The organism is Citrobacter sp. wls706, assembly GCF_005281305.1.
In the GTDB taxonomy this organism is placed as follows: domain Bacteria; phylum Pseudomonadota; class Gammaproteobacteria; order Enterobacterales; family Enterobacteriaceae; genus Citrobacter; species Citrobacter werkmanii.
In genome coordinates, this window is sequence record NZ_SZXG01000034.1 from 100,451 (window position 1) to 119,645 (window position 19,195).

Genomic DNA, 19,195 nt, shown 5'->3' on the forward strand with positions numbered 1-19,195 from the left:
AATTTATTTTCTCATGGGAGGAGTCATGCGCTGGATCCTGTTGGTCTTCTTTTGTCTGCTGAGCATACCGTCTCACGCGGTGACGATACCCGGCGTCACAACCTCGACTTCAGCCGACCCGCAAGCCACCCCCGCAAAAGAGCCTGATGTTGAGCAAAAGAAAGCCGCTTACGCCGCGCTGGCTGACGTACTGGACAATGAAGCATCGCGCCAGGAGTTGATCGGTCAATTGCGCAAAGTCGCGGCAACGCCTCCTCCCGAGCCCGTGCCTGTAATTGTCCCCCCCACGCTAACTGAAGAAAAAACGGTGTTGGAAAACGTGACAGATGTCGGTCGTCACTATAGTGAAGTTCTTTCCGACCGCTTTGCTCAGCTTTACCGCAACATCACCGACGCCCCGCATAAAACCTTTAACCCGCAAACCTTCACCAATGCCCTGACCCATTTTTTAATGCTGGCAGCGTCAGTGTTTGGGTTTTACTGGCTGATCCGCCTGTGCGCGCTGCCGCTGTATCGCAAAATGGGACAATGGGCGCGACGGAAAAACCGCGAACGCAGCAACTGGCTACAGCTTCCGGCAATGATCGTCGGCGCATTTATTATCGATTTATTACTGCTGGCGCTGACGTTGTTTATAGGGCAGATTCTGAGCGATCGAATGAACGCCGGGAGCCGCACCATCGCTTTCCAGCAAAGCCTGTTCCTCAATGCCTTTGCGTTGATTGAGTTCTTCAAGGCGATTTTACGTCTGATATTTTGCCCGACGGTAGCGGAGCTACGCCCGTTTAACATTCAGGATGACGGCGCGCGCTACTGGAATCGCCGTTTGAGTTCATTGAGCAGCCTGATTGGTTACGGACTGATTGTTGCCGTTCCTATTATCTCAAACCAGGTCAACGTGCAGGTCGGTGCGATGGCAAACGTCATCATCATGCTGTGTATCACGCTATGGGCGCTGTATCTTATTTTTAGAAATAAGAAAGAGATCACACAGCATTTGCTCAATCTGGCGGAAAGATCGTTAGCCTTTTTCAGCCTGTTTATCCGCGCCTTCGCGCTGGTATGGCATTGGCTGGCCAGCGCTTACTTCATTGTGCTGTTTTTCTTCTCGCTGTTTGACCCTGGCAACAGTCTGAAATTCATGATGGGCGCAACGTTACGCAGCCTGGTGATTATCGGCATTGCCGCCTTTGTTTCCGGCATGCTTTCGCGTTGGATAGCCAAAACGATTACCCTGTCGCCACATACCCAGCGCAGCTATCCGGAATTACAAAAACGGTTGAATGGCTGGCTGTCGACGGCGTTAAGCGTGGCCCGGATCCTGACGGTGTGCGTCGCGGTGATGCTGCTGCTCAATGCCTGGGGATTGTTCGACTTCTGGAACTGGCTGCATTACGGCGCCGGAGAAAAAACGGTGGATATCCTGATTCGTATCGCGCTGATTCTTTTCTTCTCCGCCATTGGCTGGACGATCCTTGCCAGCCTGATTGAAAATCGTCTGGCTTCCGATATTCACGGTCGCCCGTTGCCCAGTGCCCGTACCCGCACGCTGTTAACGCTGTTCCGCAATGCGCTGGCGGTGGTTATCAGCACCATCACCATCATGATTGTGCTGTCCGAAATTGGCGTCAATATCGCCCCCTTGCTGGCCGGGGCCGGGGCGCTAGGGCTGGCGATCTCTTTCGGCTCGCAAACGCTGGTAAAAGACATTATCACCGGGATCTTCATTCAGTTCGAAAATGGTATGAACACCGGGGATTTAGTCACTATCGGTCCACTCACCGGTACGGTTGAAAGGATGTCCATTCGTTCTGTGGGGGTGCGTCAGGATACCGGGGCGTACCATATCATTCCCTGGTCATCGATAACCACCTTCGCCAACTTTGTGCGTGGCATTGGCTCGGTCGTCGCCAATTACGATGTCGACCGTCATGAGGATGCGGATAAAGCCAATCAGGCGTTGAAAGACGCTGTCGCTGAGCTGATGGAAAAGGACGATATTCGCGGGCTTATTATCGGCGAGCCATCGTTTGCCGGGATCGTCGGGTTAACTAATACGGCTTTCACGCTACGGGTCTCATTTACGACCCTGCCGCTGAAACAGTGGACCGTACGTTTCGCGCTCGACAGCCAGGTGAAGAAACATTTCGATCTGGCCAACGTACGCGCCCCGGTACAGACGTATCAGGTCTTGCCTGCACCGGTGAATGGCCCTCCGTCGGCGGCAAGCGATCAACTGCCGCCAGGGGAGCCAACGCTTTAGCGTTTACGCGCCATAAAACGACGACGCTGATCGTTATCCATAAAGGTCCAGGCAATAAAGCGGCTCTGCTTTTGCCCCTGGGCCATCTCTTTTTTAACCACTTTCACCGCGCCCGCATCCGTTAATGCATGATACAGCGGAGGTAAATTCTCACCGCGCGAAACCAGCGTGGTAAACCACATCACCTGCCGACCAAAGGCCTGGCTTTCGGCGATCATTTTCTTGATGAACGCCACTTCGCCGCCTTCACACCACAACTCCTGCTGCTGTCCGCCAAAGTTCAGCGCATCATCTTTGTCCTGACCCAGATTACGACGCTTACGTTCGCTTCCGGCACGCGCAGAGGCCGCAGAATCATGGAATGGCGGGTTACATACAGTGGCTTCATACTGCTCGTTTTTATGAATGATACCGTTGAAGATTGACGCAGCATCTTTTTGTCGGCGCAAACGAATTGCGCGAGTTAACCCCGGATTGGCGTTAACGATCGCTTGAGCGCTGTGAAACGCTTCGCTACTGGTTTCGCTACCGGTGAATCGCCAGCCGTATTCATGCACGCCAATCAGCGGATAAATACAATTGGCCCCTACTCCCACGTCCAGTACGCTCGCATTTGCCGGAATGGTTCCTGTCGTTTCACCTAACAGGTCGGCCAGATGGTGAATGTAGTCCGCACGACCAGGAACTGGCGGGCACAGAAAACCGTCTGGAATATCCCAGTTTTTCACCGCATAAAAATGCGCCAGCAGTGCTTTATTGAGCGCCTTCACTGCCTGCGGATTGGCGAAGTTAACGCTCTGCTCGCCGCCGGGCGTGAGGATGAGAAATTGCGTCAACTCGGGGGTAACCTGGCATAAAGTCGCAAGATCATAACGGCCATTGTGGCGGTTGCGTGGGTGTAATCCCGGTTTCTGGGGGGACATAGCATTCTCCTTTTAACAGCGGCGTAAGATACCCGCATAACGCCACGCGGTAAACACACTCATCAAGGAAATTTGATTCTTTATGCCTGTTTCATGCCGAATAAATCGTTCAAAAAACAGACGATTCATCATCGATTTTTTGCGGTAAATATCATCCGCAGGCGACCTAAACTTATCAGGCACCACCTGTTGTTTCTCAGAGGATATCACCATGAAGAAATGCCTCACATTACTTGCTGCTACCGTACTAACCGGTATGACGTTCGCGTCCTTTGCCGCACAGCCCAACACCAGCCCAGCCACCGGTCAGCTCCAGGCCTCCGGTACAGTATTCGCTACCGGAGCCTCTAACCTGAGCGATCTCGAAGACAAGCTGGCAGAGAAAGCAAAAGAGCAAGGCGCAAAAGGCTTTGTCGTTAACTCTGCGGGCGGTAAAAACCAGATGTACGGCAGCGCCACTATCTATAAGTAACCCACTTCACTCAGCCCAACTGCATTCGTCCCGAATGCAGTTTCCTGCACGAATGGTCTGAAATCTGATACCGCTGATGCATGGTCGTTTTTCAGCCATCATATTCGCTATACTTATTCTGTAGACAATGACAGGAGGTACATATGGCATCCGGATGGGCAAATGACGACGCAGTTAACGAGCAGATCAACAATACTATTGAAGATGCTGTTGCCCGCGCCCGCGGTGAATTACCGACCGGGGAAAGTCTGTATGAATGCGAAGAATGCGGTAATCCTATCCCACAGGCCAGACGTGAGGCGGTACCGGGCGTACGCTTATGCGTCGCCTGCCAGCAGGATAAAGATTCACATAAATTAGCATTTTCAGGATATAATCGCAGAGGTTCGAAAGACAGCCAGCTACGTTGACTCATCTTTACCAAAAGTTTCAGCGCAGACGATTTCCTTTACGAGCACGCTTTTTCGCATGCTGTGTAGCAAAATGTGCCGTTGCCGCTTTCTCTGTAAAGCGCAATGACAAGAACTGTAAATCCCTCTTTCGAATTTATTAATATTCAATAAGTTATTTGTCATTCAATTTTTTTGATTGATGCCGTCAATTCTATTCGATTTTCTCTCGCATAAAAAAACGTGATACTTCTCACATCGACGAAACAACGTCTTCTTACCAGAACACTGACTAACAGAACAAACCTGCGAGAGATTAATCATGAAAAATATCAAATTTGCCGTTGCCGCCATCGCCCTTTCTACCCTGTCATTTGGCGTTTTCGCTGCCGAGCCGGTTTCCTCCACTCAGGCACAAAGCATGAATAAAATTGGTGTAGTTTCGGCAGATGGCGCCACCACGCTGGATGGTCTGGAAGCAAAACTGGCTGAGAAAGCCGCCGCTGCCGGCGCAACGGGTTACAACATCACCTCCGCTGTCGGCAACGACAAAATGAGCGGCACCGCGGTTATCTATAAATAACCGAAAGAATACCTGTACGACCCAATGCTCCAACCCTCATTGACCCTGTTTGTTACCCTTTGTTTGCCCGTCCGCCACTGGACGGGCTTTTTTTTGCCTACTGTTCCAACCGTTGACGAAACTCTCGTAACACGGTGTCGGACATCCCTATTTGCCGCGCCGCTTCGCAAATTGCCTGCCAGCTTCCGGCATCCAGCGGAATACCTAGTTCCAGCCGTTCCTCACGAGTATTCACCTCCCACTCCCCTGGCAACAGGATCGGAGCGTCATCGGCATGCGGGGACGCTTTTACCCACTCAGCAAATGCCGCGACCTGGTTATCGCAGTCCGGCGCGCCGAACAGTTCCGGGTTCATAATGATGGTGGTCATGCAGTTAATGATGGCGTCCGCGCTGGTCTGCAGGCTCTCCTCATGTGTGGTTTTACCACCAGAAAGCGCGCCGCCCATAATTTCGCACATCGCCGCCAGCGCATAACCCTTGTGTTGAGCGAAGGTCAGCAACGAACCCAGCGGAGAGACCTGCATCACAGCAGGATCGGTAGTCGGTGTACCCTCGGCATCAATCAGACATCCCGGAGCCACCGGTTCCCCCTTATGCCATGCCACGCGGGTTTTGCCAAAGGCGATAGCGCTGGTTGCATAGTCCAGCAACAGCGGGAAGGTATCTTTACGCGGAAAAACGACGCAGAAAGGGTTGGTGCCAAAACGGCTATCGCGACCGTGGAACGGTGCGACCATCGGGATGCCCACCACATTCACAAAGTGCACCGAGACAAAACCTGCCGCCGCACATTGTTCCGCCCAGTAACCAATGCGTCCGATATGGTGCGAATTGTGTAACGCCACGGCGGCGATACCGTACTGGCGCGCTTTTTCAATCCCAAGCATCATTGCCTCGTGCGCCGCCACCTGACCAAATGCGCAATCGCCATCAAGCGTAATCACCGCTCCCGCATCTTTTACCACTTTGGCATGACGGTTGATCTGCAGATGTCCCTGCGAGAAGGAGCGAATATAGCTTGGGATCATGCCGATACCGTGGGAGTCGTGCCCGGCGAGGTTAGAGGCAATCAGATGGTCGGCCACCAGCCGCGCTTCCTGCTCGTTACTCCCCATCTGGTGAAAAACGGCCTGAATGAAGGCGTGCAGCGTTGGCACATGGAAGCGATGTCCACTGTTCATTGTTATCTCCTGTTGTGTCGCGTGTTTGTTGTGTTTCTTATTTTTCAACAAACTATGCTGCGCCACGCCAGTCAGGAGGTCAATAAACGTGCAGAAATTTCACGTTGTTGCAAAGAATGAACCGACAGGCCTGGAAATGGCCTGTCGGGGAAACAAGAATTTAGAAGCTTTGCCCGACGCGAGCCAGACCTTCAGCCAGCGAGGAAGATTCGCCGGTTGCGACCAGGCAGCAGGCCATCTGTATTTTCAACGAAGCCGGAACAGGCTCGCTACCGGCCAGACAACGTTCTATCCAGCGCGCGGTAGTTTCCGGATCTTTTGCCACCGGCAGCGGTACCGGTTCGTCAGGCATCTCACTCTGGCGGTCGTGCAATACGCGCACGCCGGAGGAATCGATCAGGCTTATCTGCGGGCAGCGCTGCGGGTTGGCATACACTTCGCCTTCGGTGCCGTGCATCAACAGACCGCGACCACCGATGTCGCCAAAGAATTTCGCCACGCGCGATACATATTCCGGATGCGACACGCTGGAAAGACGCAGCGCGGCATCTTCAGCAAACGGCGTGGCGAGCTTGGCCAACGTATGCGCGCTGTTACGCACGCCCATTCTCCAGCGCATCGCCAGCTGTTTCTCCAGCGGAGGACACAGCGCGCTCACCGGGATAAACACCGGCTCATGACCATCGAGTTTTGCCTGTGCCTGTCCCGCATGCCGCGTTGGCGTAATGCCCATCAGTTCGAAAATGGTTTCTGTCAGCACGCGGGTTGGATCTTCACTGACGCCGTGCACCACTACCGGAAAGCCCAGCTTGTGCAGTAAAATTGCCAGCAACGGAGTCAGATTCGCCTGCTTGCGTGCGCCATTATAGCTGGGAATAACAATGGGCATGGGTTTAGCAACCGGCGGCGTCAGGCGAAGGGTATGGTTCTGCATCGCTTCGTAAAAACCCAGCATCTCCGCTTCACCCTCGCCTTTAATACGTAGCGCAATCAGTACGCCACCCATCTCAAGCTCCGGTACGTCGCCGTTCAGCATATGGGTATACAGTCCGCGAGCAGTATCCTTATCCAGATCACGCGCGTGGTTTTTCCCTCGCCCAATCTCTTTGATGATTTTGCGGTAATCCATCGATAACTCCTTGCTGTTGCTCACATCGTTAACGCCTGCGGCGGCGCGTGGGTTTCGCTTTTTCTTTTGGTTCTACTATAACGTCTGGCACAGCAGGTTGCTCTATCGGAAATATGGGTAACGCATTCAGTAAACGCTTGCCGTAGTTTTTGGTCAATAAACGCTTGTCATAAATAACCACGTCCCCCCAGCAGCCGTGGCTACGGATGAGTCGCCCGACCTGCTGGATTAAATTAAACGATGCGGCCGGTAAACTCTGCACTTCGAAAGGATAACGATTCAGGCTTTTCAGCCATTCACCCTCGGTGATCACTACCGGGCTGTCGATTGGCGGAAAGGCGATTTTATGAATATGCACCTGCGTCAGCAGGTCGCCTTTCAAATCCAGACCTTCGGCAAAAGATTGCAGACCCACCAGCACGCTACGCTCACCGTTTTGTACCCGTTTGCGGTGTAGCTCCACCAGACGATAGCGCGGCTGATCGCCCTGGACCAGCAACAGCAGACGTAGATCGGCGACATGCTCAAGAAAACGCTGCATCGCCCGACCGCTGGCAAACAGCACCAGCATGCCCTGATGCTTTTTGCTTTCCAGTTGTTCGCGGAAATAGGCGGCCATTTCCGCGATATGCTGCTCTTCGTTCTCCATCAACGGTTCGTAGCGCATCTGCGGAATAACAATTTTGCCTTGCTCAACATGATTAAACGGAGAATCCAGTGCGACGAAGCGGTCACCGGCCTTTTCTTTCAGGCCGCTCATCTCCTGCAGACGCGAGAAACTGTTGAGCGAGCGCAGCGTGGCGGAGGTAACGATAATATGTGGTACGCTGCGCCACAGCAGTCTTTCCAGTTGATCGCTCACGCGGATCCCCACGCAGTGGAACCAGACATGGATCTGCCCGTCACGCACTTCACGCGTCGCCCATTTACTCACCGGAGCGCCTGACGACTGCGCCAGCGAGGCCAGCCGCCACAGTTTGCTTTGCGCTTCGAACATACCCAGCGCCCGGTTCATCTGCAAAATAACCCGATGCAGACGCACAATATCGTGGGTGCCGGTTTTTTCGCTGAGATCGTTGAGGAACAGTTCCGCCAGACCGCGCAGCATTTCCGTGAGCTTAGCCAGGCGCTGACAAATCTCCATCACTTCCGCTGGCAATTCCCCCATCGCAAAACGGTGTTCTGCTTCCTGGGTGGCGGGCATATACAGATTAAGAATATTGTTGAGCGATGAAATCAGTTCATACAGCTCTTCGCAGTGGCCGTTCAGACGCTCGGCATTTGCCAACGGCGGCGTGGTTTTGGGGCGAAACTGCTCCAGGCAGGTTGCCACTAACTTACAAAACAGATCCAACTGTAGTCGATACCAGGGGGCGCTGATTTCCGCACTCATCTCCAGCGCATCGCGTGCAACGTCCGGTAAGTGGTGGCCTTCATCAAGCACCAGCAGCAGGTTTTTCGGCTCCGGCAAAACAGCTTCACTTTCCATGGCGGCCATCACCAGCGCATGGTTAGCAACCACCACTTCGGCTTCCTGAATCTCCCGGCGGGCAACAAAAAAAGGACATTCACGATAATAGTGACAATTCCGATTCAGACAGCTGGCCTTATCGGTGCTCAGGCGTTGCCAGAGTCCGTCATCAATAGCGATATCCGTGTGATCGCGCAGCCCGTCCCATTTATAGGTGTCGAGGTCGCCTTTCAGCCTGGCGCAGCGCTTTTGTTCTTCCTGGTTATTTGGCGTCAGGTCATCGTCGAGAAAAGCCAACAGATCCTGCTGATTGGGTTCAGTACTGGCAAGCGCCGCTAAGTTACGCGGGCAGACATAGCGCCCACGACCGAACGCGGCGGTAAAACGCAGGTCAGGAATAATTTTGCGCAGTAACGGCAGGTCTTTGCTGTAGATCTGATCCTGCAAAGCGACGTTGGCGGTACTAACCACCAGCGTTTTTTGTTCTTCACGGGCAATGGCGATTCCCGGAATTAAATAGGAGAGGGTTTTCCCCACCCCAGTCGGCGCTTCAATCGCCAGATGCCGCCCTTCTTCCCCGGAGAGCGTTTTCGCGACGTCAGCAATCATCTGCCGCTGCGGTGCCCGGGGGATAAAGTCGGGGATCTGTTCCTGAAGCGCCTTGTACCAGGCGGCGATTTGCGCTTTCAGCGCAGCCGTAAGTGCCATGAGAAAACCTGAAATACTGTATAAACAGCCACTATTGTGGCACATTTCAGGCGCTGGATGTACCTTTTTCCCTCATTCTGGAAAGCGCTTCGCAGCGTTGACTTAAATTGCCGGGAACCCTATACGGCCTACAGTCAGGTACATTGCAGGCCGAATAAACGTGTCGGTTAATAGTATCCCAGCAGCTTCCACCACAGCATACCCACGGCAAAAATGATAATGACATTTGCCGTCACCACACAGAGGTTGATTTTGTAAAAGCGCGGGCGTTCAAAATAACCCTGGGCAAAATAGATAGGGCCAGGTCCACCACCGTATTCCGTATTGCCCCACATCAGATTACTGAAGATACCAAAGCAAATCGCGACCATCATCGGCGGTGCGCCCGCAGCGATCGCCGTTGCCGCAAAAGGGGCATACAGCGCAGCCACGTGGCCGGTGGCGGTCGCAAAGAGGTAATGGACGTAAATATAGAGGATCCCCAGCAAAATAAAGGACTCTATCGCGCCAAATCCCTGAATACCGCTGCCCAGTTTTATCGTCATCCATTTAATAAAGCCCAGATCGGCAAGCCCGGTTGCCAGGCTAATAATGACGCTAAACCAGATCACCGTGTCCCACGCTGCATGGTCATTGAGCAGGCTTTTCCAGCTGACTGCGCCAGAGGCGAAAAGATAAGCAGCCAATCCCAGTCCAACCGAGGTTGCCGATAATCCCGTGATTAAGCTGGTGCCCCAGCCGACCAATGCCAACACGAAGCCAAACGCGACCTTTTTCTCATTACCGCTCATCGCACCGAGTTCACCGAGCGCCTGCTTGCCCATCGCTTTTGCCTCTGGCGTACGTTTAAGCTCAGGATCCAGCAACTTATAGACCAGAAGCGGCATCAAACAGAAACAGACCATCGCAGGAACAACAGCGGAAACAAACCACCCGCCCCAGGTTATCTCGACGCCTAATGAGGATTTAGCCAGACTCGCCACCAGCGGATTTGCCGCCATCCCGGTGAGGAATATCGCCCCGGTAATGGGCGTAAACTGAAAGCACACCATGGTTAAAAAATCACCAATACGCTTGCCGGTTACTCCCGGAGCCGAACCTAATACGTCATTGATTGAACGAGTGATAGGGAAAATAATCCCTCCGGAACGGGCTGTCACTGACGGCATTGCCGGAGCCATAATCAGATCGGATACCCCCAGCGAATAGGCAATACCCAGGCTACTGCCGCCAAATAGCGATAACATTTTATACGCGATACGTTTCCCGAGCCCTGAGGTAACAAACCCCAGAGAAAGAACATAGGCGCAGAAGATGAGCCATACCGTACCGGAAGCAAACCCTGACAGCGCTTTCGCCTCTGGCAAGGTCTTGGTAAAAATCACCACACAAAGCGCAATCAACATTACCGCCCCCGAAGGGAGCGGTTGGGTAAGAATGGCGGCAATGGTCGCGGCAAAAATAGCAAACATATGCCAGGCCTGAGGCGTCAGACCATCAGGTACGGGATAAAACCAAATTATCCCCCCAATCGCCAGCGGTATCAGGAACGCCAGAATGGATTTTCCCGCGACAGAATTCGTTGACATAAAAATATCCTTATTCCGTTAGCCCGAGAACCTTCATTTCTGCGACATATATTTGGCCAGCACCTGATCGACCATCGCGGGTGCCATTCCCAGGTAATTTGCCGGGTCGGTCAGTTTCTCAATCAACTGCGGATCCAGTCGTTCTGCAACAGATGGCACCGCATTCAGCACATCAGCCAGTCGCCCCCCCTGTTCGTTGACGATACGGCAGGCGTCGTACACAACATCATGCGCATCCTGACGACCGATGTATGGCGCCAGTCCCATCATGACCGCCTCAGCCACTATCAGGCCGTTGGTCATACCGAGGTTACGTTTCATCGCCGCTTCATCGACTATCAGCCCCGCCAGCATAAAATTGGCCTGATGCAACGCCCCTGCGCTGAGGACGAAACTTTCCGGGATAGCAATCCATTCCGCATGCCACGGCCCGGTCGCCCGTTCCAGGTCCTGCACCATCGCATCCAGCATCAGTCCCGCTTGCTGACGCACGCCTTTAGCACAGGCCAGCATCAGTTCGCTGGAGATCGGGTTGCGTTTCTGCGGCATGGTACTGCTGGCGCCACGCCCTTTAACAAACGGCTCATACAGCTCGCCAAACTCATTGGCTGCCAGCAACATTACGTCGTAGGCAATCTTACCCAGCGAACCAGTAATCACCGCTAACAAGTTAACCGCTTCGGCAAAACCATCACGCGCGACGTGCCAGGTGGACGTCGGAACATTCAGTCCAAGCTCTTCCATCATCGCTTTTTGTACCGCCAGCCCTTTATCCCCCAGCGATGCCAGCGTACCAGCTGCACCCGCAAATTCGCCGACCAGAACACGAGGACGCGCCTGGGTAAGACGTTCCGCGTGGCGTTCAAACATATCCAGCCAGATGGCCGCTTTATAACCGAAGGTCACGGGCAAAGCCTGTTGTAAGTGGGTTCTCCCGGCCATTGGCGTATCACGGTAGCGACGTGCGAGGTCTGCGAGCGTCGCTCGAAGTTTGTTTATATCGGTCTCAATTAACGTGAACGCATCACGAATTTGTAGGACTACCGCGGTGTCCATAATGTCCTGAGTGGTTGCCCCCCAGTGCACATAGCCGCCGGACTCGCCAGCCTGTTTAGAAATCTGGTGCACCAGCGGTAGGATCGGATACCCCACTATTTCGGTTTCATGGCGCAATAAATCAAAATCGAGCGTGTCGGCATTACATTTCTCGGCAATTTCCTGCGCCGCCGCCTCAGGTATTACGCCACAGCGCGCTTGAGCCTTAGCCAACGCAACCTCCACTTCCACGTATTTGCGCACCAGCTCGCGATCGTCAAACACCGCGCGCATCGCCGGTGTGCCGAAAGAATCCCTGAACAGAACAGAATCAAGTACATTCGAAGCCATAAATCCCCCTGGAAAATCTGATAATGATAAGATGCTTGTTTACGGCGGTTTGTTGGATATTCAAACGCCGCCGCAATGTCCAGACATTATCAAATGTCCGTACATTTAAATGTACGGACATTTATAGTATTCATAAGAAATGTAGGGAATAGTCCGTACAAATTTTCGTGATAAAGATCACTAATATTTTGATGAAACTGCGATGAAAGAATCTCTGTACAAGCGAATAGCACGTGAACTGGCACAGCAAATTTCGGTGGGAACCTTTGCCCCCGGCTCGCTGTTTCCTACGGAAATGGAACTGTGCGAAACATGGCAGGTCAGCCGCCACACCATGCGTGAGGCGTTAAGGGAATTAACAGAGCAAGGTTTGATTTCACGGCGTAAAGGCGCAGGCACCCGCGTTTGCGAACCTAAGGCTAACGGCGTCAATCATCCGCTATCGCATCTTGAGGATCTGCTGCTGCTGGCCAGGAACAATCTGCGCGTCATCAAGAAAATCGATGAGATTGTGGCGGACATAGAGTTGTCCCAGTTGATTGGCTGCCCGCCAGGTTCCCGATGGCTGCACATTGCCAGTACCCGTGAAGATGCGCAAAACCCGGACGCGCCAATTTGCTGGACCGACAGTTACGCCAGCACGGATTACGCCAAGCTGCGCACGTACATCCGCGATGATCCGCACTCATTAATTAGCGATCTGATCGAAACGCACTACGGTATTAAAAGTCATGAAGTGCATCAGACCATTACGGCTGTCGGCGTACCCAAAAAGGTGGCAAAGATACTCAATGTAACACCTGATTCTCCGGCGATGAGAATTGTGCGTCGTTATCTGGACAGAGATGGGAAAGTATTTGAGACGACGATTTCGATTCACCCGGCAGGACGCTATACCTGCTCAATCGTGCTGAAATCGCAAAGCTCAGGGGAATGATTGACCTAGCCGGCCTACACATTATGTAGACCGGATAGCGTGTTTATACTGCCATACAGCTGGTGAATTACTGCGCTGAAGACGGTCTGCGCGGACGGCGCGGTGGACGAGGCTTATCGCCTGCCGGTTTGCCTTCGCCGCTACGCGGTTTCGCTTTTGGCGCACCGCCATCCTGACGACGCGGCTGCTGGCCACGTCCTGCTCCGCCCTGACCGCGACCGCCACCACCACGCTGCTGGCGACCGTTCTGAATCGGCTCAGCTTTGATGGACGGGTCTGGCTCGTAGCCTGGCGTTGCAATACGCGGGATCTCTTTTTTCAGCAGCTTCTCGATGTCGCGCAACAGTTTGTGTTCATCGACGCACACCAGAGACAACGCTTCGCCGGTGGCAGCCGCACGACCGGTACGACCAATACGGTGCACGTAATCTTCCGGGACGTTCGGCAACTCGTAGTTCACCACGTGCGGCAGCTCTTCAATATCCAGCCCACGCGCGGCAATATCGGTTGCCACCAGCACGCGAATATCACCGGATTTAAAATCGGCCAGCGCACGCGTACGCGCCCCCTGAGATTTGTTACCGTGGATCGCCGCGCTGCGGATGCCGTCTTTATTCAGCTGTTCTGCCAGATGGTTCGCACCGTGTTTGGTACGGGTAAACACCAGCACCTGCTGCCAGTTGCCCTGACCAATCATCTGCGACAACAGTTCACGTTTGCGTTTTTTATCCACGAAATGCACATGCTGAGTCACCTGCTCAGACGCGGTATTACGACGCGCCACTTCGATTTCCAGCGGGTTCTGCAGCAGCTTTTCGGCCAGCGATTTAATATCGTCAGAGAACGTTGCCGAGAACAGCAGGTTCTGGCGTTTTGCCGGCAGTTTGGCCAGAACGCGACGAATGTCATGAATAAAGCCCATATCCAGCATGCGGTCAGCTTCATCCAGCACCAGAATTTCCACCTGATCCAGTTTCACCGCATTCTGGTGTTCCAGATCGAGCAAACGACCCGGGGTGGCAATCAGCACGTCTACACCGCCACGCAGCTTCATCATCTGCGGGTTAATGCTGACACCGCCGAAAACCACCAGCGAGCGAATATTGAGATACTTACTGTAATCACGAACGTTTTCGCCAATCTGGGCTGCCAGTTCGCGAGTGGGCGTGAGGATCAGCGCACGAACCGGACGGCGGCTTTTACCATGCGGCTGATGAGTAATCAGGTGCTGCAACAGCGGCAGGGTAAAACCTGCCGTTTTCCCCGTACCGGTCTGGGCGCTGGCCATCAGATCGCGGCCTTCCAGCACGGCAGGGATCGCCTGCTGCTGAATAGGGGTAGGTTCACGGTAACCCTGCTCGGCAACGGCACGTAAAATATCAGGGTTCAAACCAAGGGAATCAAAAGACATAACAACTCCGAACCGCCCTGACCGTTACCGGTGTCGTTTTCAGGGAGATACACACAATAGAGATGACAAAAACCACAATGTCATGAAGGGGCGGAGTGTAGCAGTTTTTGTGATGTACCGCATAAATTATCCCTTCAACGGAAAATAACCTCGCAGACTGGACAAGGTTGCACATCAGTCATAATCTTAATCAATCGATTGATTAAGATCAGAGTCGTGCCATGAATACACCCACCATGACAACCAAAGGTGAACAGGCGAAAAATCAGCTCATCGCCGCCGCGCTGGCGCAGTTCGGCGAGTATGGTCTGCACGCCACAACGCGCGATATCGCCGCGCAGGCCGGGCAAAACATTGCGGCCATCACCTACTATTTTGGCTCAAAAGAGGATTTATACCTCGCCTGCGCCCAGTGGATTGCTGATTTTATTGGCTCACAGTTTCGCCCGCATGCAGAAGAAGCCGAACGTCTGTTTGCTCAGCCGGAGCCGGATCGTGGCGCGATGCGCGAACTTATCCTGCGCGCCTGTAAAAATATGATCATGCTGTTAACCCAGGACGACACCGTTAACCTGAGCAAATTTATCTCGCGCGAACAGCTTTCACCCACCGCGGCTTATCAACTGGTGCACGACCAGGTTATCAATCCGCTGCATACCCACCTGACGCGCCTGATTGCTGCCTATACTGGTCGCGATGCCAACGATACCCAAATGATTCTGCACACCCACGCCATACTCGGCGAAGTGCTGGCCTTTCGTCTGGGGAAAGAAACTATTCTGTTGCGGACGGGCTGGTCACAATTTGATGAGGATAAAACTGCGCTGATTGAGCAAACCGTTACCTGTCACATCGATCTTATTCTGCAAGGTTTAACGCAAAGGAGTCTGGAGTCATGAAAAAACCTGTCGTTCTCGGGCTGGTTATCGCGGCCCTCGTTGCCGTGATTGCCGGTGGAACGTGGTGGTATCAAAGTCGGCAAGATAACGGTCTGACGCTCTACGGCAACGTCGATATCCGTAGCGTCAATCTGAGTTTTCGCGTCGGCGGCAGGCTGGCCTCGCTGGCGGTTGACGAAGGCGACGCCATTACCGCTGGTCAGGTGCTGGGCGAACTGGACCACGCGCCGTATGAAAACGCATTAATGCAGGCAAAAGCGAATGTTGCCGCTGCCCAGGCGCAATACGATCTGATGCTGGCTGGTTATCGTGAAGAAGAGATTGCGCAAACCGCAGCGGCGGTCAAACAGGCGCAGGCCGCCTATGATTATGCGCAAAACTTTTACAATCGCCAGGTAGGACTGTGGAAAAGCCGCACCATCTCAGCTAACGATCTGGAAAACGCCCGTTCATCACGTGACCAGGCGCTGGCCTCACTGAAATCAGCCCAGGATAAACTCGCCCAGTATCGCAGCGGTAATCGTGTGCAGGATATTGAGCAGGCGAAAGCCACGCTCGAACAAGCACAAGCTGAGCTGGCGCAGGCTGAGCTGAATTTGCATGACACCACGTTAACCTCTCCGTCTGACGGCACGATTCTCACCCGGGCGGTTGAACCGGGTAGCATGCTGAACGAAGGAGGCACGGTACTGACGCTATCACTCACGCGTCCGGTCTGGGTTCGCGCCTACGTTGACGAACGAAATCTGAGCCAGGCGCAGCCAGGACGCGAAATTCTGCTCTACACCGATGGCCGCCCGGATAAGCCTTATCACGGTAAAATTGGCTTCGTGTCGCCCACAGCCGAGTTTACCCCGAAAACGGTCGAGACCCCTGACCTGCGTACCGACCTGGTTTATCGTCTGCGCATTGTGGTGACCGACGCAGACGATGCGCTGCGCCAGGGAATGCCGGTAACAATAAAGTTTGGCGATGAGGCGCGGCATGACTGACGCCGTCATTACGCTGAATGGGCTGACGAAAAACTTTGCCGGAATGGAAAAACCGGCCGTCGCCCCGCTCGACTGTACCGTTCATGCCGGCTACGTGACCGGGCTTGTCGGGCCGGACGGCGCGGGCAAAACCACGCTGATGCGCATGCTGGCGGGTTTGTTAAAACCCGACGCCGGAAGTGCTGCGGTAATTGGTTTTGATCCCATCAAAGACGACAGCGCCCTGCATGCCGTGCTGGGTTATATGCCACAGAAATTTGGCCTGTACGAAGATTTAACGGTTATGGAGAACCTCAATCTCTATGCCGATTTGCGCAGCGTCACCGGTGAAACGCGAGAAAAAACCTTTGCCCGGCTACTGGAATTCACCTCGCTGGGGCCATTTACCGGACGACTGGCTGGCAAGCTTTCCGGTGGCATGAAACAGAAGCTCGGGCTTGCCTGTACGCTGGTCGGCGAACCCAAAGTGTTGCTGCTGGATGAGCCAGGTGTCGGCGTCGACCCTATTTCCCGTCGCGAGTTGTGGCAAATGGTCCATGAACTGGCGGGCGACGGGATGCTGATCCTCTGGAGTACCTCCTATCTGGATGAAGCTGAGCAATGTCGTGATGTGTTGCTGATGAATGAAGGCGAATTGCTGTATCAGGGCGATCCGACCCAGCTTACGCAGACGATGGCCGGACGCAGCTTTTTAATGAGCAGCCCGCAGGAAAATAACCGCCGACTGCTGCAACGCGTGTTAAAACTGCCGCAGGTCAGCGATGGGATGATTCAGGGGAAATCCGTCCGTTTGATCCTGAAAAAAGAGGCCACGGCCCAGCAGATTCAGGACGCGAACGGTATGCCGGAGATAACCATCAACGAAACCGTTCCCCGTTTCGAGGATGCTTTTATCGATTTACTCGGCGGGGCCGGAACATCAGAGTCGCCGCTGGGTGCTATCCTGCATACCGTGGAAGGCACGCCTGGCGAAACGGTGATCGAAGCCAAAGCGTTGACCAAAAAGTTCGGCGATTTTGCCGCTACCGACCATGTAGACTTTGCCGTGCAGCGCGGCGAGATTTTTGGCCTGTTAGGCCCCAACGGCGCCGGAAAATCCACCACCTTTAAAATGATGTGCGGTCTGCTGGTTCCCACCTCCGGCAAAGCGCTGGTGCTGGATATGGACCTCAAAGTCAGCTCCGGCAAAGCGCGTCAGCATCTGGGCTATATGGCGCAGAAATTCTCCCTGTACGGCAACCTGACGGTTGAACAGAATCTGCGTTTTTTCTCCGGCGTCTACGGCCTGCGCGGTCGAGCGCAGAAAGAGAAGATCGATCGCATGAGTGAGGCATTTGGCCTGAAAAGCATCGCCTCCCACGCTACCGACGAGCTACCGCTGGGCTTTAAACAACGTCTGGCGCTGGCCTGCTCGCTGATGCATGAGCCAGATATCCTGTTTCTCGATGAACCCACTTCCGGGGTTGATCCCCTTACCCGTCGAGAATTCTGGTTGCATATCAACAGTATGGTGGAAAAAGGCGTCACGGTGATGGTGACTACCCACTTTATGGATGAGGCGGAATATTGCGATCGCATCGGGCTGGTGTATCGCGGCAAACTGATCGCCAGCGGCACGCCGGACGACCTGAAAGCAAAGGCTGCCGATAGCGACACACCGGACCCAACCATGGAGCAGGCGTTTATTACGCTCATCAATGACTGGGATAAGGAGCATACGCATGAGTAACTCCGCGCTCTCATGGCGACGCGTACGCGCGCTGTGCGTAAAAGAGACGCGCCAGATCGTCCGCGATCCCAGCAGTTGGCTGATTGCGGTGGTGATCCCGTTGTTGCTGCTGTTTATCTTCGGCTACGGGATCAACCTCGACTCCAGCAAGCTGCGAGTGGGAATTTTGCTCGAACAGCAGAGCGAAGAGGCGCTGGATTTTACGCACACCATGACCGGTTCGCCGTACATTGACGCCACCATCAGCGATAACCGTCAGGAATTGATTGAGAAAATGCAGGCCGGGCGCATTCGCGGGCTGGTGGTGATCCCGGTAGATTTTGCCCAACAAATGGCGCGACCCGGCGACACAGCCCCTATTCAGGTGATTACTGACGGCAGCGAACCGAATACCGCCAACTTTGTGCAGGGTTATGTCGAAGGTATCTGGCAGATTTGGCAGCAACAGCGGGCAGAGGATCGCGGGGAATCGTTCAAGCCGTTAATCGATGTGCAGACCCGCTACTGGTTTAACCCGGCGGCTATCAGCCAGCACTTTATTATTCCCGGGGCGGTAACCATCATCATGACGGTGATTGGCGCGATCCTCACCTCGTTAGTGGTGGCGCGTGAATGGGAGCGCGGCACCATGGAAGCTCTGTTGTCTACCGAAGTTACCCGCGTTGAGCTGCTGCTGTGCAAACTGATCCCCTATTACTTTTTAGGCATGCTGGCGATGCTGCTGTGTATGCTGGTGTCGGTGTTTATTCTTGGCGTGCCCTATCGCGGCTCGTTGTTAATCCTGTTTTTTATTACCAGCCTGTTCCTGCTCAGTACGCTCGGTATGGGCCTGCTTATCTCCACCATCACCCGTAATCAGTTTAACGCCGCGCAGGTTGCGCTGAACGCCGCTTTCCTGCCCTCGATTATGTTGTCGGGGTTTATCTTCCAGATAGACAGCATGCCGGCGATTATCCGCGCGGTGACTTACATTATTCCGGCGCGCTATTTCGTCAGCACCCTGCAAAGCCTTTTTTTGGCGGGCAACATTCCAGTGGTGCTGGTTATCAACGTGCTGTTTTTAATCGCTTCGGCGGTAATGTTTATTGGCCTGACGTGGCTGAAAACCAAACGTCGGCTGGATTAAGGGGA

The 19,195-nt window shown here is 53.9% G+C and carries 16 protein-coding genes; 9 read left to right on the forward strand and 7 right to left on the reverse strand.

Annotated elements, in window-relative coordinates; genetic code table 11:
• Positions 1–25 precede the first annotated feature (25 nt).
• The gene (ybiO, locus tag FDW92_RS15855) at positions 26–2,263 is read left to right on the forward strand and encodes a mechanosensitive channel protein (RefSeq protein WP_042309590.1); all 2,238 of its coding nucleotides are present in this window, start codon (positions 26–28) and stop codon (positions 2,261–2,263) included.
• Here ybiO and rlmF read toward each other — a convergent pair.
• Positions 2,260–3,186 carry a 23S rRNA (adenine(1618)-N(6))-methyltransferase RlmF gene (rlmF, locus tag FDW92_RS15860; RefSeq protein WP_042309591.1) on the reverse strand — a complete coding sequence of 309 codons (927 nt, stop codon included), beginning with the start codon at positions 3,184–3,186 and terminating at the stop codon, positions 2,260–2,262. The two genes, ybiO and rlmF, sit on opposite strands and share 4 nt — an antisense overlap.
• Before the next feature lie 211 nt (positions 3,187–3,397).
• On the opposite strand from rlmF, the gene mcbA reads away from it, so the two are divergent.
• From mcbA to ybiJ, 3 genes are all read left to right on the forward strand, one after another.
• Positions 3,398–3,658, forward strand: coding sequence for a DUF1471 family periplasmic protein McbA (gene mcbA / locus FDW92_RS15865; protein ID WP_006685368.1), 261 nt, complete (start codon positions 3,398–3,400; stop codon positions 3,656–3,658).
• A 143-nt stretch (positions 3,659–3,801) separates the two neighbouring features.
• On the forward strand, positions 3,802–4,068 hold the full coding sequence (locus FDW92_RS15870) for a DksA/TraR family C4-type zinc finger protein (RefSeq protein ID WP_042309595.1): 267 nt from the start codon (positions 3,802–3,804) through the stop codon (positions 4,066–4,068).
• Between the two features lie 301 nt (positions 4,069–4,369).
• On the forward strand, positions 4,370–4,630 hold the full coding sequence (ybiJ, locus tag FDW92_RS15875; RefSeq protein WP_006685371.1) for a DUF1471 family protein YbiJ: 261 nt from the start codon (positions 4,370–4,372) through the stop codon (positions 4,628–4,630).
• A gap of 97 nt (positions 4,631–4,727) precedes the next feature.
• On the opposite strand, the gene FDW92_RS15880 is transcribed toward ybiJ, so the two are convergent.
• The 5 genes from FDW92_RS15880 to FDW92_RS15900 all read right to left on the reverse strand — a co-directional run bounded on the left by FDW92_RS15880 (position 4,728) and on the right by FDW92_RS15900 (position 12,096).
• Positions 4,728–5,813 (reverse strand): malate/lactate/ureidoglycolate dehydrogenase, encoded by a 1,086-nt coding sequence (locus FDW92_RS15880; RefSeq protein ID WP_042309598.1) that lies wholly within the window; start codon positions 5,811–5,813, stop codon positions 4,728–4,730.
• A gap of 160 nt (positions 5,814–5,973) precedes the next feature.
• A complete protein-coding gene (gene ybiB, locus FDW92_RS15885; protein WP_042309599.1) occupies positions 5,974–6,942 on the reverse strand; it encodes a DNA-binding protein YbiB in 969 nt (322 codons plus the stop codon).
• Between the two features lie 28 nt (positions 6,943–6,970).
• Positions 6,971–9,121, reverse strand: coding sequence for an ATP-dependent DNA helicase DinG (gene dinG / locus FDW92_RS15890; protein WP_042309601.1), 2,151 nt, complete (start codon positions 9,119–9,121; stop codon positions 6,971–6,973).
• 167 nt (positions 9,122–9,288) lie between these two features.
• Positions 9,289–10,710 carry a DASS family sodium-coupled anion symporter gene (locus tag FDW92_RS15895; RefSeq protein ID WP_137400660.1) on the reverse strand — a complete coding sequence of 474 codons (1,422 nt, stop codon included), beginning with the start codon at positions 10,708–10,710 and terminating at the stop codon, positions 9,289–9,291.
• A 33-nt stretch (positions 10,711–10,743) separates the two neighbouring features.
• Entirely contained in the window at positions 10,744–12,096 is a 1,353-nt protein-coding gene (locus tag FDW92_RS15900; protein WP_042309604.1) for an adenylosuccinate lyase family protein, read from the reverse strand.
• Between the two features lie 202 nt (positions 12,097–12,298).
• Between FDW92_RS15900 and FDW92_RS15905 the strand changes: the two genes are divergently transcribed.
• Positions 12,299–13,033, forward strand: coding sequence for a GntR family transcriptional regulator (locus tag FDW92_RS15905; protein ID WP_042309605.1), 735 nt, complete (start codon positions 12,299–12,301; stop codon positions 13,031–13,033).
• A gap of 67 nt (positions 13,034–13,100) precedes the next feature.
• Here FDW92_RS15905 and rhlE read toward each other — a convergent pair whose 3' ends face one another.
• Entirely contained in the window at positions 13,101–14,444 is a 1,344-nt protein-coding gene (rhlE, locus tag FDW92_RS15910) for an ATP-dependent RNA helicase RhlE (RefSeq protein WP_042309606.1), read from the reverse strand.
• Positions 14,445–14,665: 221 nt separating this feature from the next.
• Here rhlE and cecR point away from each other — a divergent pair, with 221 nt between their 5' ends.
• From cecR to FDW92_RS15930, 4 genes are read left to right on the forward strand one after another with little or no spacing between them, the layout of a single operon-like run.
• Entirely contained in the window at positions 14,666–15,343 is a 678-nt protein-coding gene (gene cecR, locus FDW92_RS15915) for a transcriptional regulator CecR (RefSeq protein WP_042309607.1), read from the forward strand.
• Positions 15,340–16,335, forward strand: coding sequence for a secretion protein HlyD (gene hlyD / locus FDW92_RS15920; protein WP_042309608.1), 996 nt, complete (start codon positions 15,340–15,342; stop codon positions 16,333–16,335). Before cecR ends, hlyD begins: the two co-directional genes overlap by 4 nt.
• Positions 16,328–18,064 carry an ATP-binding cassette domain-containing protein gene (locus tag FDW92_RS15925; RefSeq protein WP_042309609.1) on the forward strand — a complete coding sequence of 579 codons (1,737 nt, stop codon included), beginning with the start codon at positions 16,328–16,330 and terminating at the stop codon, positions 18,062–18,064. Before hlyD ends, FDW92_RS15925 begins: the two co-directional genes overlap by 8 nt.
• Positions 18,057–19,190, forward strand: a complete 1,134-nt coding sequence (locus FDW92_RS15930; protein WP_042309610.1) for an ABC transporter permease — start codon at positions 18,057–18,059, stop codon at positions 19,188–19,190. Before FDW92_RS15925 ends, FDW92_RS15930 begins: the two co-directional genes overlap by 8 nt.
• Positions 19,191–19,195 lie beyond the last annotated feature (5 nt).

Coding starts and splice junctions, on each gene's coding strand:
- FDW92_RS15870 (WP_042309595.1), top strand. CDS start 3,802: ATGGCATCCGGATGGGCAAATGACGACGCAGTTAACGAGCAGATCAAC.
- cecR (WP_042309607.1), top strand. CDS start 14,666: ATGAATACACCCACCATGACAACCAAAGGTGAACAGGCGAAAAATCAG.
- rhlE (WP_042309606.1), bottom strand. CDS start 14,444: ATGTCTTTTGATTCCCTTGGTTTGAACCCTGATATTTTACGTGCCGTT.
- FDW92_RS15925 (WP_042309609.1), top strand. CDS start 16,328: ATGACTGACGCCGTCATTACGCTGAATGGGCTGACGAAAAACTTTGCC.
- ybiB (WP_042309599.1), bottom strand. CDS start 6,942: ATGGATTACCGCAAAATCATCAAAGAGATTGGGCGAGGGAAAAACCAC.
- mcbA (WP_006685368.1), top strand. CDS start 3,398: ATGAAGAAATGCCTCACATTACTTGCTGCTACCGTACTAACCGGTATG.
- FDW92_RS15895 (WP_137400660.1), bottom strand. CDS start 10,710: ATGTCAACGAATTCTGTCGCGGGAAAATCCATTCTGGCGTTCCTGATA.
- ybiJ (WP_006685371.1), top strand. CDS start 4,370: ATGAAAAATATCAAATTTGCCGTTGCCGCCATCGCCCTTTCTACCCTG.
- ybiO (WP_042309590.1), top strand. CDS start 26: ATGCGCTGGATCCTGTTGGTCTTCTTTTGTCTGCTGAGCATACCGTCT.
- FDW92_RS15900 (WP_042309604.1), bottom strand. CDS start 12,096: ATGGCTTCGAATGTACTTGATTCTGTTCTGTTCAGGGATTCTTTCGGC.
- FDW92_RS15880 (WP_042309598.1), bottom strand. CDS start 5,813: ATGAACAGTGGACATCGCTTCCATGTGCCAACGCTGCACGCCTTCATT.
- FDW92_RS15930 (WP_042309610.1), top strand. CDS start 18,057: ATGAGTAACTCCGCGCTCTCATGGCGACGCGTACGCGCGCTGTGCGTA.
- rlmF (WP_042309591.1), bottom strand. CDS start 3,186: ATGTCCCCCCAGAAACCGGGATTACACCCACGCAACCGCCACAATGGC.
- hlyD (WP_042309608.1), top strand. CDS start 15,340: ATGAAAAAACCTGTCGTTCTCGGGCTGGTTATCGCGGCCCTCGTTGCC.
- dinG (WP_042309601.1), bottom strand. CDS start 9,121: ATGGCACTTACGGCTGCGCTGAAAGCGCAAATCGCCGCCTGGTACAAG.
- FDW92_RS15905 (WP_042309605.1), top strand. CDS start 12,299: ATGAAAGAATCTCTGTACAAGCGAATAGCACGTGAACTGGCACAGCAA.